Below are 21,185 nucleotides of genomic sequence, written 5' to 3'. Positions count from 1 at the left end.
TATGAAAACCGCTGGAAAGAACCCAGTTAATATGCCTGATGCGTTTGTGATCCTGTTTTTTGTCATGGTATTTGCGGCTATTGCATCCCATCTGGTGCCTGCTGGTAGCTTTGGTATGCAGGATGTCGTGATGGAACAAAACGGCGAAACAGAAGTACTGCAACGCATCGATCCGGCAAGTTTTGCTCTGGATACAGAACAAAGTTATGGAGTCCCCCTTTTTGCTGAGGGTGGTGGAATCGGCTTTCTCAATTACGCTTTTGAAGGCTTAGTTTCAGGGGATAAATGGGGCTCAGCTATTGGTGTCATTGCCTTTATACTGCTCACCGGCGGTGCCTTTGGCATCATTATGCAAACCGGTGCCATTCATAATGGTATCTTGGCGCTGATCGACAAGACCAAGAATATGGAGGCGCTGTTTATCCCACTGATGTTTGTGGTGTTCTCTTTAGGTGGTGCTATTTTTGGTATGGGAGAAGAAGCCATTGCTTTTTGCATCGTGTTACTCCCCCTAATGTATGCACTGGGCTACGATGCCATCACGACAGTATTGGTGACCTATGTGGCCACCCAAATCGGCTTTGCCGCCTCTTGGATGAACCCGTTCAGTATCCAGATTGCTCAAGGTATTGCCGATATCCCTTTGATGTCCGGTGCTGAGTTTCGCTATGTGCTATGGGCGGTACTGACCCTATTTGGTACCGCATTCACCATGCGTTATGCTCGTCGTATTAAGGAAAATCCTGAACTGTCGTTCAGCTATGCCACCGATCAAGTCGTCAAAGCCCAGCATGGTGAAGGTCAGCCGCAAACCAGCAACTACACCAAGCTGGATAGTCTGATCCTACTGGCATTCTTTGCCGGCTTAATCTGGATTATCTGGGGCGTGACCAACCGCGGTTATTACATCCCGGAAATTGCCAGCCAGTTTTTTACCATTGGTTTAGTGGTGGCGGTGCTGGGCGTGCTGGGTGGACGTTTAACGCTGAATGGTGCTGCCGATGCTTTTAAAAATGGTGCCGCCGAATTACTGCCAGCTGCGCTGATTGTTGGGATGGCCAAAGGCATTGTGCTGATGCTAGGTGGCGATGATCCTCAGACCCCCTCGGTACTGAATACCATGCTGTATTATTCTGGTCAGGCTCTTGGAGACTTTCCGGCGTGGTTATCGGCTTGGTTTATGTTGGTGTTGCAATCGGTGTTTAACTTCTTTGTCGCGTCAGGCTCCGGTCAGGCCGCTCTTACCATGCCATTAATTGCCCCGCTGGCTGACTTGGTTGGTATTTCACGACAGATTGCTGTATTAGCATTTCAGCTCGGAGATGGCTTAACCAATATTATCATTCCAACATCCGCCGCTCTTATTGGCTGCTTGGGAGTGGTTCGGGTCGACTGGACTGTATGGGCACGATTTGCCTGGAAACTTTATCTTTGGCTGTTCTTTCTGGCCAGCCTGGCCATGCTAATTGCGGTTAGCATTGGCTATCAATAATGAGGTTATTGTGACTCAATTAATTCTATTTAAAGGAGCCGAAGTCATGGCTCCAGAATCTCTCGGCAAGCAGGATGTGCTGATCGCTGGCGGCAAAATCCTCGCTATCGCCGAGCAGCTCGATGCCGGCAATAGCACCTTCCCCATCACACAAGTCGACGCGAGTGATTATTATCTGGTACCTGGTTTTGTCGATTCATTGGTTCACTTTATTGGCGGTGGCGGTGAGGCTGGCTTTGCCAGCCGCACACCCGAGATGCAATTGACGGATGCCACCTTGGGCGGTGTCACAACCGCCATTGGCGTACTTGGCACCGATGCTACTACTCGTACACTGACCAACTTACTGGCGAAGGCACACGCCCTGGAAGAGGAAGGGATCAGTACCTGGTGTCATACCGGCTCCTACGAAATTCCTTGCCGCACCTTAACGGACAACATTACCGATGATTTAATTCTGATTGATAAGTTTATCGGAGTCGGAGAAATCGCCATCAGCGATCACCGCTCATCGCAACCCACCATCAGTGAAATCCGTAAAGTTGCTGCGGCGGCTCGCGTTGGTGGCATTCTGTCTGGAAAAAGTGGCATTGTTAGTGTCCATATGGGCGCCGGCGATAGTATTTTACAACCTATTCTGGATGCTGTGACGGATAGTGAGCTGGAACTGACTCAGTTTTACCCCACCCATATGAATCGCAATCAGCAGGTGTTTGATGCCGCCTTAGCCTACGCAAAACAAGGGGGCTATATCGATTTTACCACCAGCACGACTGAGTATGACTTAGCACATGGTGAAGTGGCAGCTGCTCAAGCTCTGGCCATCAGCCTTGAGCACGGCATACCAGCGATGCAACTGACCATGAGTTCAGATGGTAATGCCAGCCTGCCTATTTATGATCAAAAAGGTCAGATGCTGGGCCTCGAAGTTGGTCAGGTACGCACCCTGTATCAATCGGCTCGTCAGGCCGTACAAGACTATAAAGTGTCACTGGCTGATGCCATCTGCTCGATTACAGCAGCTCCGGCAGCAATTCTTGGTTTAGCCCATAAAGGCAGGATTGCTGTCGGAATGGATGCTGATCTGGTCTTACTCAGACGCGACGATCTACAGATCGAACAGGTGTATGCTAAGGGCGTACAGATGGTTGCGGCAGGTAAAGCAGTGATTAAAGGCACTTTTGAATCTTAACTCGCATAGTTTTAGAATAATTTACCACTTATAAAAGCTGCCATGGCAGCTTTTATTTTGTCTAAATCCCCATAGACAACGGAAATAGTGGCAATTCGTGTAATTTATTTTCAATAATCCCTGATTATTTTCTATACTCTATCATCACAAAAGTCTGCTTGCATTTTGCTATAAAAGCCGGTATACCTATCATCTATTGACGTTCAGACGGCTAAACGCAGTAAGAGCTATTACTCTATATTCACACGGAAACTGAAAGTATTCCGTTATTTTATTTCAGTTTAACGCCGCGCACACAAAAGAATAAAAATTCACAATAATTAGATTTATATCCATTTGGACAAGTTTGGAGGTGTGTAATGGCGTTGTATCAACACGCACAAGCCCGTGAAAACTGTGGCTTTGGCTTGATCGCCCACTTAGAAGGGGTTGCCAGCCATAAATTGGTACGTACCGCTATTAATGGTCTGGATCGTATGCAACATCGGGGTGGGATTTCGGCCGATGGCAAAACCGGAGATGGCTGTGGTTTGCTGATGCAAAAACCTGACAGCTTCTTTCGCGCCATAGCTGAAGAAAATGGTTGGAGTCTGGGTAAAAAGTATGGCGTCGGCATGATGTTCTTAAGTCAGGATGCCGAAAAAGCCGCTTATGCCCGAGCCGTGATTGAAGAAGAAATTGCCAATGAAACCTTAAGTTTGGTCGGCTGGCGTGAAATGCCTATCGATCCATCCGTGCTCGGACCGATAGCACTTGATTCTCTGCCACGGATTGAGCAAATTTTTGTCAATGCGCAACCTGGCTGGCGTAAGCGGGATCTGGAGCGACGCTTGTATATGGTGCGCCGACGTATTGAGAAACGTTTGGCGGATGATGCTGATTTTTATATCCCTAGTTTTTCCTGTTTGGTCACAGTCTTTAAAGGCCTGATGATGCCGGCCGATTTACCGCGCTTCTATCTGGATTTAGCAGATATTCGTATGGAAACCGCCATCTGCGTATTTCACCAGCGCTTTTCGACCAACACTATGCCACGTTGGCCGCTGGCTCAGCCATTCCGGTTTTTGGCTCACAATGGTGAAATCAATACCATTAAAGGCAACCGCCAATGGGCCCGTGCCCGCCAGTACAAGTTTGGGTCGCCTTTACTGCCTGATTTGCAACAGGCTGCGCCGTTTGTCAAAGAAGACACTTCGGACTCCAGCTCACTTGATAATATGCTCGAACTATTTTTAGCCGGTGGCATGGATTTATTCCGTGCCATGCGTTTACTGGTTCCACCTGCGTGGCAAGGCAACCGGGTGATGGATGATGACTTAAAAGCATTTTACGAGTTTAACTCCATGCATATGGAGCCCTGGGATGGCCCTGCCGGTATCGTTATGACCAACGGCCGTCACGTTGCCTGCAACCTGGATCGCAATGGTTTGCGCCCTGCCCGCTTTGTCATCACTAAAGATCAGGTGCTGACACTGGCATCCGAAGTCGGCATCTGGGATTACAGCCCGGATGAAGTGCAGGAAAAAGGCCGGGTCGGCCCCGGAGAGATGCTTGCCGTCGATACCTACACCGGTAAAGTCTGGCGCTCTTGCGATATCGATGAAGATTTAAAGCAACGCCATCCTTACCGTGAATGGCTGAATGCCAATGTGCAACGGTTAGTGCCGTACGAACACTATGAGCTTGATTTAATTGGCAAACGGGTGTTTGATGATGGCACCATGCAAATTTTCCATAAACTGTTTAACTACAGCTACGAAGAAATTGCTCAGGTGATGACGGTACTGGCCAAAGATGGCCAGGAAGCAGTCGGCTCCATGGGCGACGATACGCCTATGGCGGTGTTGTCGCAAAAACCACGTAATTTATTTGATTATTTCCGTCAGCAATTTGCCCAGGTGACCAATCCTCCGATTGATCCGCTGCGGGAGAATCATGTGATGTCGCTGGCGACCAGCATTGGCCGCGAGCACAACGTCTTTAGCGAGACCGCAGGCTATGCCCGTCGCATTCAGTTCGAATCACCGGTGATGATGTATTCAGATTTAAAGCAGCTGAAAGCGGCCGATGACGAATTCTATCGCCACCGCCAGTTTTCGCTAAACTTCGCTCCCGATCAACACAACCTGCAACAGGCACTGGAGCAATTATGCACCGAAGTGGTCACTGCCGTTCGTGATGAAAAAGTGGTGCTGGTGATTTTATCAGATCGTGATATTGCTCAGGGTAAACTGCCGATCCCGGCCGCATTAGCGGTTGGTGCTGTGCAACTGGCCTTAGTGAAAGCTCAGCTGCGTTGTGATTCCAATATTATTGTCGAAACCGCCACTGCACGTGATCCACATCATTTTGCGGTATTGGTTGGGCTCGGTGCGACAGGCGTATATCCGTTTATGGCCTATGAAACCGTTGAACAACTGGTTGAGAAAGGCGTGCTGACGTTAAGTGCTCGTCAGGCGGTGCTGAATTATCGCAAAGGTATCAACAAGGGCCTGTTTAAAATCATGTCCAAGATGGGCATTTCCACTATTGCCAGTTATCGATGTTCGAACCTGTTTGAAATCATTGGTTTAGGGAAAGATATCATGCAGCTTTGCTTCAGTGATATTGAGTCCCGTATTGGTGGCGCCAACTTTAATGATGTACAACAGGATGTACAGCAACTGGCGAATATTGCCTGGTTAAAGCGCAAACAAATGAACCATGGCGGCCTGCTAAAATATGTGCATGATGGCGAATACCATGCCTACAACCCGGATGTGGTGCAGACTCTGCAACAAGCGGTACGCAGTGGCCAGTACAGCGACTATTTACGTTTCAGCAGCCTGGTTAATGAACGGCCAATCGCCCATATCCGTGATCTGCTGACATTGAAAAAAGCAGAGCAGCCTTTATCGCTGGAGCAAGTTGCGCCGGATACCGAACTCTTTCCCCGCTTTGACAGCGCAGCCATGTCAATTGGCGCTTTAAGCCCGGAGGCGCATGAAGCGCTGGCGATCGCGATGAACCGCTTGGGTGGCCGCTCAAACTCCGGTGAAGGTGGTGAAGACCCACGTCGTTTTGGTACTGAGAAAAACTCAAAAATTAAGCAAATCGCGTCTGGTCGTTTTGGGGTCACACCTCATTACCTGATCAATGCCGAAGTGCTGCAAATTAAAGTTGCTCAGGGTGCTAAACCTGGTGAAGGGGGTCAGTTACCCGGTGAAAAAGTGACGGCAGAGATTGCTCATTTGCGCTATTCGGTCCCTGGTGTCACCTTAATTTCACCGCCACCGCACCACGACATCTATTCGATAGAAGATTTAGCGCAGCTTATTTTCGATTTGAAGCAAGTCAATCCAAAAGCACTGGTGTCCGTCAAACTGGTGTCTGAACCCGGCATTGGCACCATTGCTACCGGTGTGGCGAAAGCTTACGCCGATTTGATCACCGTTTCTGGCTACGATGGTGGTACCGGTGCCAGCCCGCTCACCTCCGTTAAGTATGCCGGCAGCCCCTGGGAACTGGGTCTGGCTGAAGTGCACCAGGCACTGGTCGATAACGGCCTGCGCCATAAGGTTCGCCTGCAGGTAGATGGTGGCTTAAAAACCGGCCTTGATGTGGTGAAAGCCGCTATTTTAGGGGCAGAAAGCTTTGGTTTTGGCACCGGTCCTATGGTTGCGCTGGGTTGTAAGTTCCTGCGCATTTGCCATCTGAATAACTGCGCCACCGGCGTCGCGACTCAGGATGCCACACTCAGGAAAAACCATTTCAATGGCTTGCCCGAAATGGTGATGAACTACTTCAAGTTTCTGGCCGAGGAAGTACGGGCCTTATTGGCTGAGCTCGGCGTGGAAAAACTGGAAGATCTGATTGGCCGTACCGACCTGCTCGAGCTGGTTGAGCCACAAACACAAAAACAAAGCCGGTTGGATCTGTCAGAAATTCTCGAGTCCAGTGGAGTGCGCTCAGAAAAACCACTGTACTGCGTTGAAGGCAATGCTCCTTTTGATAAAGGCGATTTAAATCTGCAGTTGGTCGAATTACTGGGTGATGCCGTTAAACGCAAAGCCGGCGGCCGGGTTCGTTTATCCATTCGTAATACCGATCGCTCAGTGGGTGCCACCCTGTCCGGCTTCATTGCCCGTCATCATGGCAATCAGGGTATGGCGGTTGAGCCTGTGCATGTACACCTAACAGGAACTGCCGGCCAGAGTTTCGGTGTTTGGAATGCCGGTGGCTTGTATTTGTCGTTACAGGGCGATGCCAATGATTACGTGGGCAAAGGCATGACCGGTGGGCAAATCTCTGTATTTCCACCCAAAGGCGTGGGCTATGCCAAAGAAGGCGCCACCATTATTGGTAATACCTGTTTGTATGGTGCTACTGGCGGCCGTTTGTTTGCCGCTGGTAAAGCCGGTGAGCGCTTTGCCGTACGTAACTCAGGGGCGATTGCTGTGGTCGAAGGCACAGGTGATAACTGCTGCGAATACATGACCGGAGGTGTCGTGATGGTACTCGGCGATACTGGCGTGAACTTTGGCGCGGGCATGACCGGTGGCTTTGCTTACTTACTGGATGAGCAAAACGATCTGGAACTGCGGGTGAACCCCGAGCTGGTTGAATGCCTGGATGTTGAAATGCCGATTTTGCAGGAGCATCTGCGCAGCTTATTGCACCAGCATTACGAACAAACCGGCAGTGACTTAGCGCACAAAGTTCTGTCCGATTTCAAACAGTATTTACCTAAATTCCGTCTGGTCAAACCGAAAACCAGCGATGTTCACACTCTGCTAGGGCACCGGGCCCGCTCGTCTGACGAGCTCCGCGTGCAAGCGATGTAAGGAGACGGTTATGGCACAGAATGTTTATCAGTTTATTGATGTGGAACGAGTCGATCCGCCAAAGCGCTCGATGCAAGAACGGACCATCGAGTTTGTCGAAATTTACCAGCCGATGACCGATACTCAGGTCGCCGGTCAGGCCGACCGCTGCCTGGATTGTGGCAACCCTTACTGCGAGTGGAAGTGCCCGGTACATAACTACATTCCGCAGTGGCTCGAGCTAGCCAATGATGGCAAGATCATTGAAGCCGCTGAATTATCGCATAAAACCAACAGCCTGCCCGAAGTCTGTGGTCGGGTTTGTCCACAAGATCGTTTGTGCGAAGGCGCCTGCACGTTGGAAGAAGGTTTTGGCGCTGTCACCATTGGCAGCATTGAAAAATACATCACCGATAAAGCCTTCGAAATGGGCTGGCGGCCGGATTTATCTGCGGTCGTTAAAACCGACCGTCGGGTCGCCGTAGTCGGTGCAGGCCCTGCCGGCCTCGCCTGCGCTGATGTATTGATACGCAACGGTGTCACGCCAGTGGTATTTGACCGTAACCCGGAGATTGGTGGCCTGCTGACCTTTGGCATACCCGCCTTTAAGCTGGAAAAAGAAGTGATGCAGCTACGGCGGCAAATTTTCAGCGATATGGGCATTGAGTTTCGTATGAATACCAGTATCGGTGACGATATTCAGTTTGAGCAATTGGTCGAAGAGTACGATGCAGTATTTTTGGGGCTTGGCACCTACACACCGATGAAAGGTGGCCTTGAGCATGAAGAAGCACCGGGCGTGCACGAAGCACTGCCATTTTTGATTGGGAATACGAATCAGTTAATGGGCTGGCAAACCGAGCACTCTTACATCAGCATGGAAGGCAAACGTGTGGTGGTATTGGGCGGTGGCGATACCGCGATGGACTGCGTGCGTACCTCCATTCGTCAGGGTGCACACCAAGTGATTTGTGCGTATCGCCGCGATGAAGCCAATATGCCGGGTTCACGGAAAGAAGTGCAAAATGCCAAAGAAGAAGGCGTTGATTTTCAGTTTAACCTGCAGCCGCTTGGTATTGAAGTCGACCCAGCAGGCAATGCCTGCGGCGTTCGGGTGGTGAAAACCCAACTGGGCGAGCCCGATGCCAATGGTCGCCGCAGCCCGGAGCCTATTGCTGGTTCAGAGCATGTGCTGGAAGCCGATGCGGTGATCATAGCCTTTGGCTTTCAACCCAGCCCACCGGCCTGGTTGCAGCAGTTTGGCATCGAACTGGATCAAAAAGGCCGGGTGCATGCCAATGAAAAAAGCACTTACGCATTGCAAACCAATCAGGAAAAAATCTTCGCTGGCGGCGACATGGTACTTGGCTCTGACCTGGTAGTCACTGCCATCGCCCAGGGCCGCAAAGCCGCTGAAGGTATTTTGGATTATTTGCAGGTGTAAGTATAAAGTTGATTACCATAAAAAAACCGCCAATCTACAAAGGCGGTTTTTTTGGTAAGTCAGTTTAAAAATCCGGCTGATGCGGTTGCATGCCATTGCCAACTAACTCGATGCCGGAAAAACAAATGGCTACGGCAGCGACCAATGCAACAGAAACCGCAATAGCTGCAGCGGCCAGTCAAAAGATTGAACATGTTGCATCATCAGTACCCCTTTGTTAAATAGAAAAACAGACAAAATAACGTCATCTATGAAGTTAACGTTTACCACGCTGAGTTATTCCCATCGTCGAGTCATTTTATTTGAGCACCTGCAATAAATTGCTGTAATCATCCGTCCATTGAATGGCGGGGTTCAACTCAGATGGCCATGATGTTGTGGCTTGAAACAACACAATTTGGCGCATAAAGCGATGATTATTGGTCAACAGGATCCACTCGACTGCTGCAAAATTGTTATCATCTGGCTCGGTATAAATAAAGAAACTCTCCAGCCCCATAGCTTTGGCGTGATTGCGAACTACAGAGGTCAGGTCCAGGTAATTGTTTGAAACATGCACCGCCAAAATCCCATCTGGCATTAAATGCTGCCAATACAACTCGAAAGCTTCACGGGTCAGCAGATGCTGTGGTATGGCATCACTCGTGAATGCATCCAGTACCAGCACATCAAATTGCTGACTACCCGATTGCTCTAATTGTTGCTGCAACACCCGTCTGGCATCACCAAGCAGCACCTCAATATCCGCCTGGCTTTCACTGAGGTAACTGAAATAATCATCGGCCACCTCTATCACTGCCGGGTTTAGCTCATAAAACACAATGCGATCGCCTGAGCGGCCATACACAGCCAAGGTTCCAGCGCCCAGCCCCACCATGCCATAATGACGTTGGTGCACCTGCTCGATAGATCGCTCCGATGAGCTCGGCACAAAATTCTGCAGGGCTACAGCAACACCAGTACCTTCACGATAATAACTCAAGGCTGTCTGCTGCTTCTCAGCAGACAAATATTGGGCACCGTGGCTGGTGGTACCATCAATCAGCTGTCGCTGCATCTGACCAGCAATAGACATGTCCCGTACCGACAAGCTGCCGTAGAAGTTACGCTGTTGATGTAGATCATGCTGTGAGAATAACCATTGCAACGCGACTGCACTGATACCAAAAGCAAAAACACCAGCCAGCCACAGACCCTGTTTCCAGTAAACTAATTGCTTGCGCCATGGCAACACGGCAAGCAGCAGAATAGCGGCTAATACCAACGGAAATTCATAAAAGTCATTTAGCAGCACTGGCGCGACTAGATTCACCAGCACACCACCCAAAACGCCACCGGATGCCATCGCTAAATAAAACTGGGTCAACTGCTGAGCTTTAGGCTTTAATTTAGCCAGCTCACCATGGCACACGACACAACCGCTGAACAAAATCATCAGGTACAAGATCAGTTGAGAGTACAAATCAAACAAGCGGCCAAAATGCATCAGAATGAGTGCTATCACCACACCGATGGAAAATAAATACAACCAAATGGCGCGCTGATACCAGCTATCACGGTTAAAAACGACGATATAACTGAGTAAATACAGCGCAAGTGGGACCACCCATAAAAAAGGTACGGGTGGCACATTTTGGGTCAGTTGTTGAGTAACCGCCAACAGCAACACGACACCACAAGCCGATAACGCCAGCCAGTAGCCCCATAACCGGGGAGCGGTGCGCTCGGTGGTTGCTCCCTGGGCCGAAGCATCTGTTGTCGTAGTGCGTTCAGCGGGTAACTGAGTGCCAATCAACAGCAGTAAAAAAGCAGCTAACAGCACAAAGCCTGCCGACCACATCAGTGTTTGTTGCGTCAAGGATAACCATGGCTCCACCAAAAAAGGATAACTCAATAACCCACCCAGCGAACCGACATTGGATAAAGCATACAGCCGGTACGGCGACCGCAAAGGAAAGCGATCGGCGAACCAACGCTGCAGTAATGGGCCTGTCGCCGAGACCACAAGAAAGGGTAAACCAACGCTAAGCAACAGCCAGCAAAGAATGCCCAGTAGCGGAAACTCTCCCGTGGAGGGAACAGCCCCCCCCAAGCGGTTGGCTACCAGCCATAGCAGCGACACCACGATCAGCCCGGCGTGCAGCCAACGTTGCTGCCGCAATGAGCAGAAGCTAGTCAGAGCATGCGCATAGCTGTAACCGGCCAACAGCATGGCCTGAAAAAACAGCATACAAGCTGTCCAAATAGCAGCACCGCCGCCAAAGTGAGGCAGTAAGATCTTGGCCATCATCGGTTGAATTAAAAATAGCAGCACGGCGCTGAGAAAAATGGTCAGAATAAATATAGGCACAGCTAATCCTACGAATGAATAATGCTGCCAAGCCTATACAATGCCTAATCTTGAAGCAAGCTTAAGAGCACTTCATGCAAGTGGTCATGCAAAGACGTTATAAATTTTATACAAATGCACAACAAGCGTCTTGGTTGCCACCCCGCCTTCAGGTAGACTTGAATGGTTTTGACACCTGATAACCAATACCCGTGCGCTTTGAGAGACAATGGGTATATAACGAAAAAGGTCTTTCCATGAAGAAAGAATTTAAGGTCCCCCACACCCTCACTTTGTTGTTCAGTATGATGATCATTGCAATGATCGCAACCTGGATCGTACCACAGGGTTTTTTTGATACCGCATTAACCGATACTGGCCGCACCGTGGTCATTCCAGGTACCTATACGCTGGCTGAGGATCGGGAGTTACTCACTCCCTGGCAGCTGCTGACGGCCGTACCCCGCGCTTTCGCCGCCGCTCAGGACATCATTTTCTTTGTCTTTATTGTCGGTGGTGTGCTGGCTGTCGCGCGCAGAACCGGCACGGTAGATGCACTGATTGGCCGCTTGCTGGAAAAACACAGCGATGCACCACACAAGCTGATCTTTATGGTCATTTTCTTCTTCTCACTGGCTTCCGGGGCGATAGGTACTGCCGGTGAATACATTCCTTTCGTGCTGATATTAGTCGCACTCTGTAAGGCCATGCGACTCGATAGTATGACTGCCGTAGGCATGACGGTCGCGGGTTATGGTGTTGGTTATGGTGTCTCTGCCTTTAACCCTTTCACGGTACTGATTGCTCAAGGGATCGCTGAAGTACCGCCATACTCTGGTATGTGGCTTCGGCTGGCCCTGATCCTGCCGTTTTGTATTATTGCCTACCACCATGTCTGGAAATACGCCCAGAAAGTCATTGCCGACCCTAAAGCTTCATTGGTAGCAGACTTACCTTGCCCGGTCGGCGATATCAGCAACAAAAGCTACCCTGGTTTAAACAAGCGTCATAAACTGATCCTAGCCAGCTTCCTCATCACCATCGGTATTGCTGTTTATGGTATTTCTGAGCACGGCTGGTATCTGTATGAGCTCGGTGCCTGCTTTATTGGTTGGGGTCTTCTTACCACGCTGATTGGTCAGCTGAGTTTTGACCAAGCGTCTGATAGCTTTATTGAAGGGGTGAAAGACTTAACCACCACGGCAGTACTGATTGGTATTGCCCGCGGTATCGCGCTGATTTTAGAGGACGGCCAAATCTTGCACAGCATAGTACACGGCCTATCCATGCCGTTGTCGCATGTCCCCGCAACTGTGTCGGCTTTTGGTATGCTGGTGATCCAGACCATTCTTAATCTGTTCGTGCCCTCAGGCAGCGGCCAGGCTTTTGTTACCATGCCGTTGATGGCGCCTCTCAGCGATTTGGTTGGTGTACCGCGTCAGGTGGCAGTACTGGCCTATCAGTTTGGTGATGGCTTCTCTAACATGATCGTACCAACCAATGCCGTCTTGATGGGCATCATTGGTATTGCCGGTGTGCCATATGACCGCTGGTTCAAGTTCTGCATTCCGTTGCTATTAAAACTAATGGCGGCTGCCACTCTAGTGCTCGTACTGGCTGTAGTATTTGGTTATGGAGCTGATGTGCAACCAGAAGTTGCCATGGCGTCCATTGAAGCGGTTATTGCCTCTTAATTCTGCTTTTAGCCATGACCAGTAACTGCTGGTCATGGCTTTATTCTGCCCCTTCCAACATACAATAACCAGATATCAGAGCAGTATAATAATTTATCTTGGATAACAGGATGATAGGTGTATTTTCGAGACAGAAGAAGATAACACAGGGAAAATGGTTCGCGAAATAGATGGCTCTCGAACCCAAGTCTAAATATTAGAAAAGTGTTGGCGGAGCGGACGGGACTCGAACCCGCGACCCCCGGCGTGACAGGCCGGTATTCTAACCAACTGAACTACCGCTCCGTATAACAGAACGCACTCAGAGTGCAAAGCAAGGGATGTATAGTGGCGGAGCGGACGGGACTCGAACCCGCGACCCCCGGCGTGACAGGCCGGTATTCTAACCAACTGAACTACCGCTCCGCAGCGGTATACATACACAATTCTGAACAGTGGCGGAGCGGACGGGACTCGAACCCGCGACCCCCGGCGTGACAGGCCGGTATTCTAACCAACTGAACTACCGCTCCACTGTCATGAACTGTGTAAAGGTTTGGCGGAGCGGACGGGACTCGAACCCGCGACCCCCGGCGTGACAGGCCGGTATTCTAACCAACTGAACTACCGCTCCAAACCAGAGCATTACAGAATCCTTGGTACGGATGCTGCATTGCGGCGGGAATGATAAGGGTTAGGGTTTTCTTCGTCAACACCTTTTTGCCGACAATTGCGCAATCCTTAATCATCCGGTAACGATAGATCCAGAATGTCGTCTAAATCGTCTTTTTTACCAGCATCCTGCGGTTCATTTTTGCCAGCTGACTTTTCTGATTGCTTTTGTTCAGCTGGTTTTTGTTCACCCTTTGCTTTTTTACGGGGCAGCAAATCTCGCCATGAGCGACCGCTAATAGTGAGCCAAATGATGCAACCACCAATCGCAAAAATCGTTGTATTGATCACAATCACCCAGCCCCATGGAAAGGTGGGCTCTTCTTCTTGTTGTGATTTTTCAGCCTCTAAAGCCAACAGTTCCTCTGGCAGCATTTCAAGCTCAGGCGCCTGAAAGGTTTGCAGATTGACGGAAAAGTCGATGACAGGCAACGTCAGCATAAACTCACGACCTTCGGTGGTTGTGCCAAAAGCAGAAGCGATCACCACATAGCTACCAAAGCCTCGATTATCCAATACCAACTCATGATGAGCCCCCTGTTGTTCTTGTAAGCTGAAGCTGTCTTCAACACCATCGGGATAACGGATCCCTCCCTGAACAATGAGCGATGATGCATCTACCTGCTCATCGACTAGGGTAAACTGAATGTGATGAGCTGCACTCTCATCTTCAGCAATCTGAATATTTGGCTTGATCGGTGAAGGATGAATAAGCACTGCAGGTTGCACCACCTCCCGGGTATAAAGTGGTGTTTTTACCAAATACTTTGGCACCCATTCTCCAGCAGCAAAATCCAGCTTGAACTCACCGGTAAAGACACCATCACGGGCACGCTCATCGAAGCCTCGTCCATCATCTCTAAATTGAGCCACTTGTACGATACCGCGACCAAAATTGTCATAATCAGGGTTATTGGTGCTGATAAAAATCACATCCAAGGTCAGAATTTCACGGAAATCCCGTGCATTGATAGGATCACCAGCATTTTGCAAGCGAGCCGTTACCTTAAGGGTTTCGCCACTCATCAAGTGCTCAGGCAACGGATCGACATCCAGCTCGATGTCACTGAACACCATAATACGGCTTTCAGGTAAAATACGCCCCAGCGCCTGCCACGGGCCCGGCATCGGTCTGGGAATACGGATCAAATCGTAATTATTGGTATCGTGCCACTCGACGCCAAACTCCTCTGCCGTGCGGACATTAATTTTGCTGCCATCCGGCCTGACCAAAATCACAGCCGGTGAACCTCGCCGACGAAACATCAACAAGGTAATTTCATCCACCTCGGCATCAATACGAAAACGATTGTCAAAAAATGGCAGCTGGTTTTTGGTGGGTAATTCATCCAGCATGGCAAAGCCAACGTCGAATGGGGTTCCTTCCAATGCATCAGGAAAGTTTAATTCCATCTGCTCTAATTGCTCAATCGTCAGCTCTGGCTCAGTCTCTGAAGCAGGATCTGCACTTGCCAAGCCACAGCATACAATAGCCGTGCAAAGCAAAATCCACTTTACTGCTGTAAGGGCCATAACAGGCCTCCTGACTCTGTTGCAATGACATCTAATCGTTGCTGATGCGCGAGCAGTTCCGTATCGCTGGCTTTGATCACCTTCAAAGCCCCCTGTCTTTTAATTTGGATCGGCTGCTGTGGTTGATCGCCATCACTCTTTTCCCGTTCGCCAGCCAGGTTTAAATTGACCTGCCCCCCCGTCATCAACAGATAGACCTCAGCCAGAATCTCAGCATCCAGCAAGGCGCCATGCAAGGTTCGATGACTGTTGTTTATATCGTAGCGACGACAGAGTGCATCAAGGTTATTTTTTTGCCCCGGATGCATTTCCCGGGCTAGTTTCAAGGTATCCAGTACCGCGCAATGCTGAGCCACAGCAGGTATTGATGGCCGTAGCATGGCAAACTCATGATCCATAAAACCAACATCAAAGGGCGCATTGTGGATCACTAGCTCAGCGCCCTGTATGTACTCATAAAACTCTTGAGCAATGTCACGAAACTTTGGTTCATGCATCAAACGCTCATTGGTGATGCCATGCACGGCTATTGCTTCGGCTTCAATTTCCCGCTCAGGATTAATATAGACATGATAATTATTGCCGGTAAAACGCCGGTTGATCAGTTCAACACAACCAATCTCAATAATGCGGTGCCCTTCTTTTGGGCTGATGCCGGTGGTTTCGGTATCCAGTACAATCTGACGTTTTGCCATCTTTGGTTCCGCTGAAGTCGCTTTTACGTTAAATTATAACAACTCTGCCGCTGCTATGCGCTACTGACTTGAAAAACCCCATAAAAATAAGGATTACTCTATGCTGAAAACTGTCTCCATCTTTACAGATGGTTCCTGCCTTGGCAACCCTGGTCCGGGCGGTTATGGCGTGGTACTCAGCTATCAGCAGCATAAAAAGGAATTGAGCGGTGGTTTTCGTCAAACCACCAATAATCGTATGGAGCTATTAGCAGCAATTGTCGCCCTGGAGTCGTTGAAATCGGCCTGTCAGGTTGATCTAACCACCGACAGCCAGTATGTCCGTCTTGGTATTATGCAATGGCTCGCAGGTTGGAAAAGGAATGACTGGCGTACCAGCCAAAAAAAACCTGTGAAAAACAAAGATCTATGGCAACGGCTCGACACTGCCGCACAGCGCCACCAGATCAACTGGCATTGGGTGAAAGGACATGCCGGTCATCCAGAAAATGAGCGCTGTGATCAACTGGCTAGAGACGCAGCAACTGACGCGGCGATTGGCATTGATGAAGGCTTTGAGCTTAGTTTAGTAACCAAGTAACCTTATATCCTAAACGATCTCTATCATGCTTTAAACACTGAAGCTGGCTTGGCCATGTTGACCATAAATCAATCTTGATCTGGTATTTCTGGCTCGGTTAGGTGCGCCAGCAGTTGCAGCGACTCTTGCCAGCCAACATAACAAAACTCGATCCGTATTATGTTTGGTATACCACATTGCATTCGACTGGCGGACAAACTTTATCCCCAGACTGACCGCGTTAACGTACTGGATACTCAGTAGAGGTTCAGTTGTCCTGTGTCATACTGTGTCGATACATTGTAAAGTAGGAGCTACTGATGTCTAAAGAGTCAAGCCACCAATCTGATCCACTAGCACCCCACCATAGTCCGCAAAATTTATCCGACCGAATCGCTTTTCGTCTGACCAAAATACTGCGTTTTTGTGCAGATACTTTTTTTGCCAAGCGCTATGGCCACCGGGCCGTGATCCTTGAAACCGTCGCTGGGGTCCCTGGCATGGTGGCTGGTATGATTCGTCATATGCGCAGTTTACGCCGCATGGAAGATGATCAAGGCTGGATTCGAGTCTTGCTAGACGAAGCCGAAAACGAGCGGATGCACCTGATGACATTCATTGAAATAGCCAAACCCAACTGGTTTGAACGCATCCTGATATTGCTAGCTCAAGGCTTCTTTTTTGTTGGTTTTTTACTTTTGTATATCGTGTCAGAAAAAACAGCGCATCGCTTAGTCGGCTATTTTGAAGAAGAAGCGGTATTCAGTTACAGCTGCTATTTAGAAGAAATAGATCAGGGCATCATTGAGAATATCGCCGCGCCACAGGTGGCAATAGATTATTGGCAAATGCCAGCCGATGCTAAACTGCGAGATGTAGTTATTGCCGTGCGGGCCGATGAGGCAGGTCACCGTGATGTCAACCATGGTTTTGCCAATCAGCTGAGCAAATAGCGCTTGTCTTGAGAAAGCACATGCTCATACTCGTCAAGCTGCAACCACGGGACTGTGGTTGCAGTCTGTAGAGCTAGTACCTAGCTTTGCGGTAACAACTTTTCAAGCTCAGCGATAAACTTGGCATCGGTCGGGCTGGTTCGGCTGCCAAAGTGCACTACGGTTTGCTCATCAGGGCTGACCAAATATTTGTTAAAATTCCAAGACGGCTGCTCACCACTTTGATCAATAAGAGCGCGAAACACTGGGTTGGCGTTGCTGCCACGTACTGACGTAGTGGTAAACATGGGAAATTTCACCCCATAATCGAGGTAACAGACTTCGGCCGTACGCTCTTCATCACTATGTTCCTGACGAAAGTCATTCGATGGAAAGCCCAACACCACCAGACCTTTATCGCTGTATTCTTCGTGCAATTTTTGTAAAGCATCAAATTGTGGAGTAAAACCACACTTACTGGCGGTATTCACGACCAATAAGGTTTTGCCTTTGAAGCTATCGCATAAATCGACGGTTTCACGAGTGCTCAGCTGCTGCATTGAGTGGCTCAGAACTGCACCACATTGGCTGGCAGCTGAGGTAAAACTGACCATAGAGGCCGCGATGCAGGCGGTCAATAGTAACTTTTTCATGGCAATAATCCTTGGTGTTGTGCGTTGATCTACCTTGATTATACGCCACTTACGGCATTATGGTTCCTCTGCTTTCAAGGAAAAAAAACAGATTTACGCTACAATAGAGGCTAGAATATTTTTAAAAACAATTAGATAGCAACCTAAATTAGTGCAATCATCCTATTTAAAGGCTCAATAACCGCCCTATGAAAACCTTGACTGAGTTGTTGAACAACAAGTTTCATCCACTTGCACTGAGTATTTTAGGGCTCGGATTGCTGCTTAACGCAGCCTTTGTTTACTATCTGGATAGCCATCGACAGCAGCAACAAGACGTAGCGCTTCAACAGGCTGCTCAGGCTTTTTTTGCTCAGTTGCAATTACGGTTGGAGCGAAACTTTACGGCCGCTTATGCTATCGCAGCTGGCCTCAAACAGCCGCAAGAGCTCACTGTCGACTTCAATCAATACGCTGCAGAGCTACTGCAGTTTTATCCCGATATTCATGCTATTTCGCTGGCACCGGATGGCCAGGTCAGTGCAGTCTTTCCACTAACCGGCAATGAAAGCTTGCTCGGTTTTGACATGTTTAGTCACCCACAACAGGCGAAAGAGGCGAGGCGAGCTAAAGAAGCAAAGGCGCTGCGAGTCAATGGTCCATTCCCTCTTGTTCAGGGCGGTATGGGGGTAATAGGCCGCTTACCACTGTATCTGCCCACTCCGACACCGAATGGCAATGAATTCTGGGGGTTTATCAATGTCACTTTGCAGTTGGAGCCCCTACTTAACGATATCGTTAGCGAGTTTTTCCCGCCTAACCAGTATCACTATCGGCTAATGCGAGCAGAACAAGACCAGCTGCAACAGATCAGTAACAGTGGGGCCGTTCTCGATCATGCACCTGAGTTTATCTTCTCCCTTCCTCACAACCCTTGGATGCTGCAACTTAGCCATCGAAGTCGGTGGTACCATCACTCAGCACTCTGGCTTGAAATGTCGCTGGGGATCATCAGCAGCCTGATGCTGTATAGTTTTGCTTTATTATTTTTGCTGCTCCGCAGTCAGCGTGGGAAACTGACCGTTCAGGTAGCAGAGCGAACATCCGAGCTTAACCAAGCTTTAAAACGGTATCACTCTTTTATCAAGGCCACGAACACAGGATCTTGGGAATACCATAAAAAGCAAAATACTCTGCAATGTAGTCCTGAGTATTTCAGTATGTTAGGCCGCGATAGTAAAGATTACGATCAAACGGGCCAGGACAATTTGGCAGAGGTATGGCTTCATTTCTTGCATCCGGACGATAAAGCCAATGCGAGTCAGGCTTTTCTCAACTACTTAGCGCAGCCTGATGGTATGTATGAAGTTCAGTTTCGCATGCAACATGCCAATGGCAGCTGGCTATGGATCTTATCACGTGGAAGAACGCTGTTAAATGAGCTCGGTGAGCCAGGTGATATCACTGTCGGCACTCACATTGATATCACCGCACAGAAGCAAGCAGAACTTAAGCTACAATTGCTTGAGCAACTGTTTGAACAAAGCTCAGAAGGTATGCTAATCACCGATCCAGAGCAAAAAATACTAAGTATTAATAAAGCATTTAGCGATATTACCGGTTATCAAGCCGACGAAGTTATTGGGAAAAAACCCAGCGTTCTTTCCTCTGGCAAACACGACGCCAGCTTTTATCAAAGCATGCAGCTATCCATTCAGCGCCATGGCTACTGGCAAGGTGAAATTTGGAACCGACGTAAAAATGGCAGCATGTTACCAGAATGGCTCACCATTACAGAGATCCGCGATGCGCGGGGCCAGCTTACCCACTATGTTGCTTTATTTAGCGATATCACCACCTACAAAGATGATCAAAGGAAACTGGATTTTCTGGCTCACTTTGATCCACTTACCCAGCTACCAAACCGGACTCTGTTGCTCGACCGAACCGAACAAGCTATCCAACATGCAAAAAAGCTGAAAACGCAGTTGGCAGTTTTATTTATCGACCTTGACCGCTTTAAAAAAATCAATGATACGCTCGGGCATAGTGCCGGTGATGACGTCTTGGTTCAAGTTGCTCAACGTCTTAAAAAACACTGTCAGAGCGCAGATACCCTTTGCCGTCTGAGCAGCGATGAGTTTATGTTACTACTGCCGGATACCAATCAGGACTCTGCAGGCCGTCTGGCAGAGAAAGTGTTGCAGCAATTGCTCAATCCTTACTTTGTGGCAAATGAAACCCTTACTCTATCAGCCTCTATTGGCATTGCGATCTATCCAATGGATGGACAAAATTTTCATGAGCTGTATAAACATGCAGATATTGCTATGTTTAAGGCGAAAGAAGGCGGCCGAAACGATTACTGCTTTTTCACTCCAGACATGCAAAGTCAATTCAATCGCAGTTTACAATTAGAAAATGCTTTACGCTTTGCCATCGAACGTAACCAGCTGCATTTAGTGTATCAGCCACAGTACAGTTTGCATCAGCAACAGCTTACCGGATTCGAAGCACTGCTACGCTGGCAACACCCTGAACTCGGATTTATATCACCAGCAGAATTTATTCCTCTGGCAGAACAGGCGGGGATGATGCAAAGCATTGGGGAGTGGGTTTTGATAAGCGCCATTCAACAACAAAAATTATGGCATCAGGCCGGGTTTAATTCCTTAGTGATGGCAATTAATCTGTCCCCAATACAATTTAAGCAAACCGATTTACTGGATATCATTCAAGCTCATCTGCAATTAGCTCGACTCGATCCCAGCAGTATTGAACTTGAAATTACCGAAAGTGCCATGGTTGAAGATGCTGAGCAAGCGATTAAAACCATTCAGGCCATGCGGCAATTAGGCATGCGGGTCGCTATTGATGATTTCGGTACGGGCTATTCTTCATTAAGTTATTTGAAAAGATTCAAGTTGAATAAGCTAAAGATTGATCAATCCTTTGTTCGTGACTTACTGACCGACAAAGACGATTTAGCCATTGTCACAGCCATCATTCGTATGGCACAAAGCTTAGGCTTGAAAACAATTGCTGAAGGCGTTGAAACGGCCGAGCACCAGCAGTTACTGGCCACGCTTGGGTGTGATGATATACAGGGATATCATTATGGTCGCCCCATGTTGGCTGAAAGTGCTACCGATTTTTTGCAGCAGCACCTGACACCTCAAGCCATTCCATAAAAAAACGGACCGTTGAGGTCCGCTTTTTTTAAACCATCA

12 protein-coding genes and 4 tRNA genes are annotated in these 21,185 nt (G+C 48.8%); 8 read left to right on the top strand and 8 right to left on the bottom strand.

The genetic code is table 11. The features are described 5' to 3' along the window. Position 1 precedes the first annotated feature (1 nt). The 4 genes from yfcC to Q3O60_RS01590 all read left to right on the top strand — a co-directional run bounded on the left by yfcC (position 2) and on the right by Q3O60_RS01590 (position 8,930). Complete coding sequence (gene yfcC, locus Q3O60_RS01605; RefSeq protein WP_305892150.1) at positions 2 to 1,492, top strand: putative basic amino acid antiporter YfcC; 1,491 nt, start codon at positions 2 to 4, stop codon at positions 1,490 to 1,492. A gap of 10 nt (positions 1,493 to 1,502) precedes the next feature. Continuing rightward, positions 1,503 to 2,684, top strand: a complete 1,182-nt coding sequence (iadA, locus tag Q3O60_RS01600; protein WP_305892149.1) for a beta-aspartyl-peptidase — start codon at positions 1,503 to 1,505, stop codon at positions 2,682 to 2,684. Positions 2,685 to 3,043: 359 nt separating this feature from the next. After that, complete coding sequence (gene gltB, locus Q3O60_RS01595) at positions 3,044 to 7,507, top strand: glutamate synthase large subunit (protein WP_305892148.1); 4,464 nt, start codon at positions 3,044 to 3,046, stop codon at positions 7,505 to 7,507. 10 nt (positions 7,508 to 7,517) lie between these two features. Then, positions 7,518 to 8,930: an FAD-dependent oxidoreductase gene (locus Q3O60_RS01590; protein WP_305892147.1), complete on the top strand. Its 1,413-nt coding sequence runs from the start codon at positions 7,518 to 7,520 to the stop codon at positions 8,928 to 8,930. 298 nt (positions 8,931 to 9,228) lie between these two features. Here the strand turns inward: Q3O60_RS01590 and Q3O60_RS01585 are convergent, their stop codons facing one another. Continuing rightward, positions 9,229 to 11,280, bottom strand: a complete 2,052-nt coding sequence (locus Q3O60_RS01585) for a spermidine synthase (RefSeq protein ID WP_305892146.1) — start codon at positions 11,278 to 11,280, stop codon at positions 9,229 to 9,231. Positions 11,281 to 11,516: 236 nt separating this feature from the next. Here Q3O60_RS01585 and Q3O60_RS01580 point away from each other — a divergent pair, with 236 nt between their 5' ends. Beyond that, positions 11,517 to 12,953 carry a YfcC family protein gene (locus Q3O60_RS01580; protein ID WP_305892145.1) on the top strand — a complete coding sequence of 479 codons (1,437 nt, stop codon included), beginning with the start codon at positions 11,517 to 11,519 and terminating at the stop codon, positions 12,951 to 12,953. Positions 12,954 to 13,161: 208 nt separating this feature from the next. On the opposite strand, the gene Q3O60_RS01575 is transcribed toward Q3O60_RS01580, so the two are convergent. The 6 genes from Q3O60_RS01575 to dnaQ all read right to left on the bottom strand — a co-directional run bounded on the left by Q3O60_RS01575 (position 13,162) and on the right by dnaQ (position 15,832). Beyond that, a tRNA-Asp gene (locus Q3O60_RS01575) sits at positions 13,162 to 13,238 on the bottom strand. Positions 13,239 to 13,281: 43 nt separating this feature from the next. After that, a tRNA-Asp gene (locus Q3O60_RS01570) sits at positions 13,282 to 13,358 on the bottom strand. 30 nt (positions 13,359 to 13,388) lie between these two features. After that, positions 13,389 to 13,465: transfer RNA gene (locus tag Q3O60_RS01565), tRNA-Asp, on the bottom strand. A gap of 24 nt (positions 13,466 to 13,489) precedes the next feature. After that, a tRNA-Asp gene (locus Q3O60_RS01560) sits at positions 13,490 to 13,566 on the bottom strand. A gap of 107 nt (positions 13,567 to 13,673) precedes the next feature. Further along, a complete protein-coding gene (locus Q3O60_RS01555; RefSeq protein WP_305892144.1) occupies positions 13,674 to 15,137 on the bottom strand; it encodes a TIGR03503 family protein in 1,464 nt (487 codons plus the stop codon). Then, positions 15,119 to 15,832 carry a DNA polymerase III subunit epsilon gene (gene dnaQ / locus Q3O60_RS01550; RefSeq protein WP_305892143.1) on the bottom strand — a complete coding sequence of 238 codons (714 nt, stop codon included), beginning with the start codon at positions 15,830 to 15,832 and terminating at the stop codon, positions 15,119 to 15,121. Before dnaQ ends, Q3O60_RS01555 begins: the two co-directional genes overlap by 19 nt. Positions 15,833 to 15,932: 100 nt before the next feature. Here dnaQ and rnhA point away from each other — a divergent pair, with 100 nt between their 5' ends. After that, positions 15,933 to 16,412: a ribonuclease HI gene (gene rnhA / locus Q3O60_RS01545; RefSeq protein ID WP_305892142.1), complete on the top strand. Its 480-nt coding sequence runs from the start codon at positions 15,933 to 15,935 to the stop codon at positions 16,410 to 16,412. Between the two features lie 299 nt (positions 16,413 to 16,711). Then, complete coding sequence (locus Q3O60_RS01535) at positions 16,712 to 17,344, top strand: alternative oxidase (RefSeq protein WP_305892141.1); 633 nt, start codon at positions 16,712 to 16,714, stop codon at positions 17,342 to 17,344. 80 nt (positions 17,345 to 17,424) lie between these two features. Here the strand turns inward: Q3O60_RS01535 and Q3O60_RS01530 are convergent, their stop codons facing one another. Beyond that, on the bottom strand, positions 17,425 to 17,976 hold the full coding sequence (locus tag Q3O60_RS01530) for a glutathione peroxidase (protein WP_305892140.1): 552 nt from the start codon (positions 17,974 to 17,976) through the stop codon (positions 17,425 to 17,427). 188 nt (positions 17,977 to 18,164) lie between these two features. Between Q3O60_RS01530 and Q3O60_RS01525 the strand changes: the two genes are divergently transcribed. Then, positions 18,165 to 21,146, top strand: a complete 2,982-nt coding sequence (locus Q3O60_RS01525; RefSeq protein WP_305892139.1) for a bifunctional diguanylate cyclase/phosphodiesterase — start codon at positions 18,165 to 18,167, stop codon at positions 21,144 to 21,146. Positions 21,147 to 21,185: the final 39 nt, after the last annotated feature.

It is taken from the genome of Alkalimonas collagenimarina, from assembly GCF_030717845.1.
In the GTDB taxonomy this organism is placed as follows: domain Bacteria; phylum Pseudomonadota; class Gammaproteobacteria; order Enterobacterales; family Alteromonadaceae; genus Alkalimonas; species Alkalimonas collagenimarina.
This window is presented reverse-complemented; position numbering and strand designations above follow the sequence as displayed.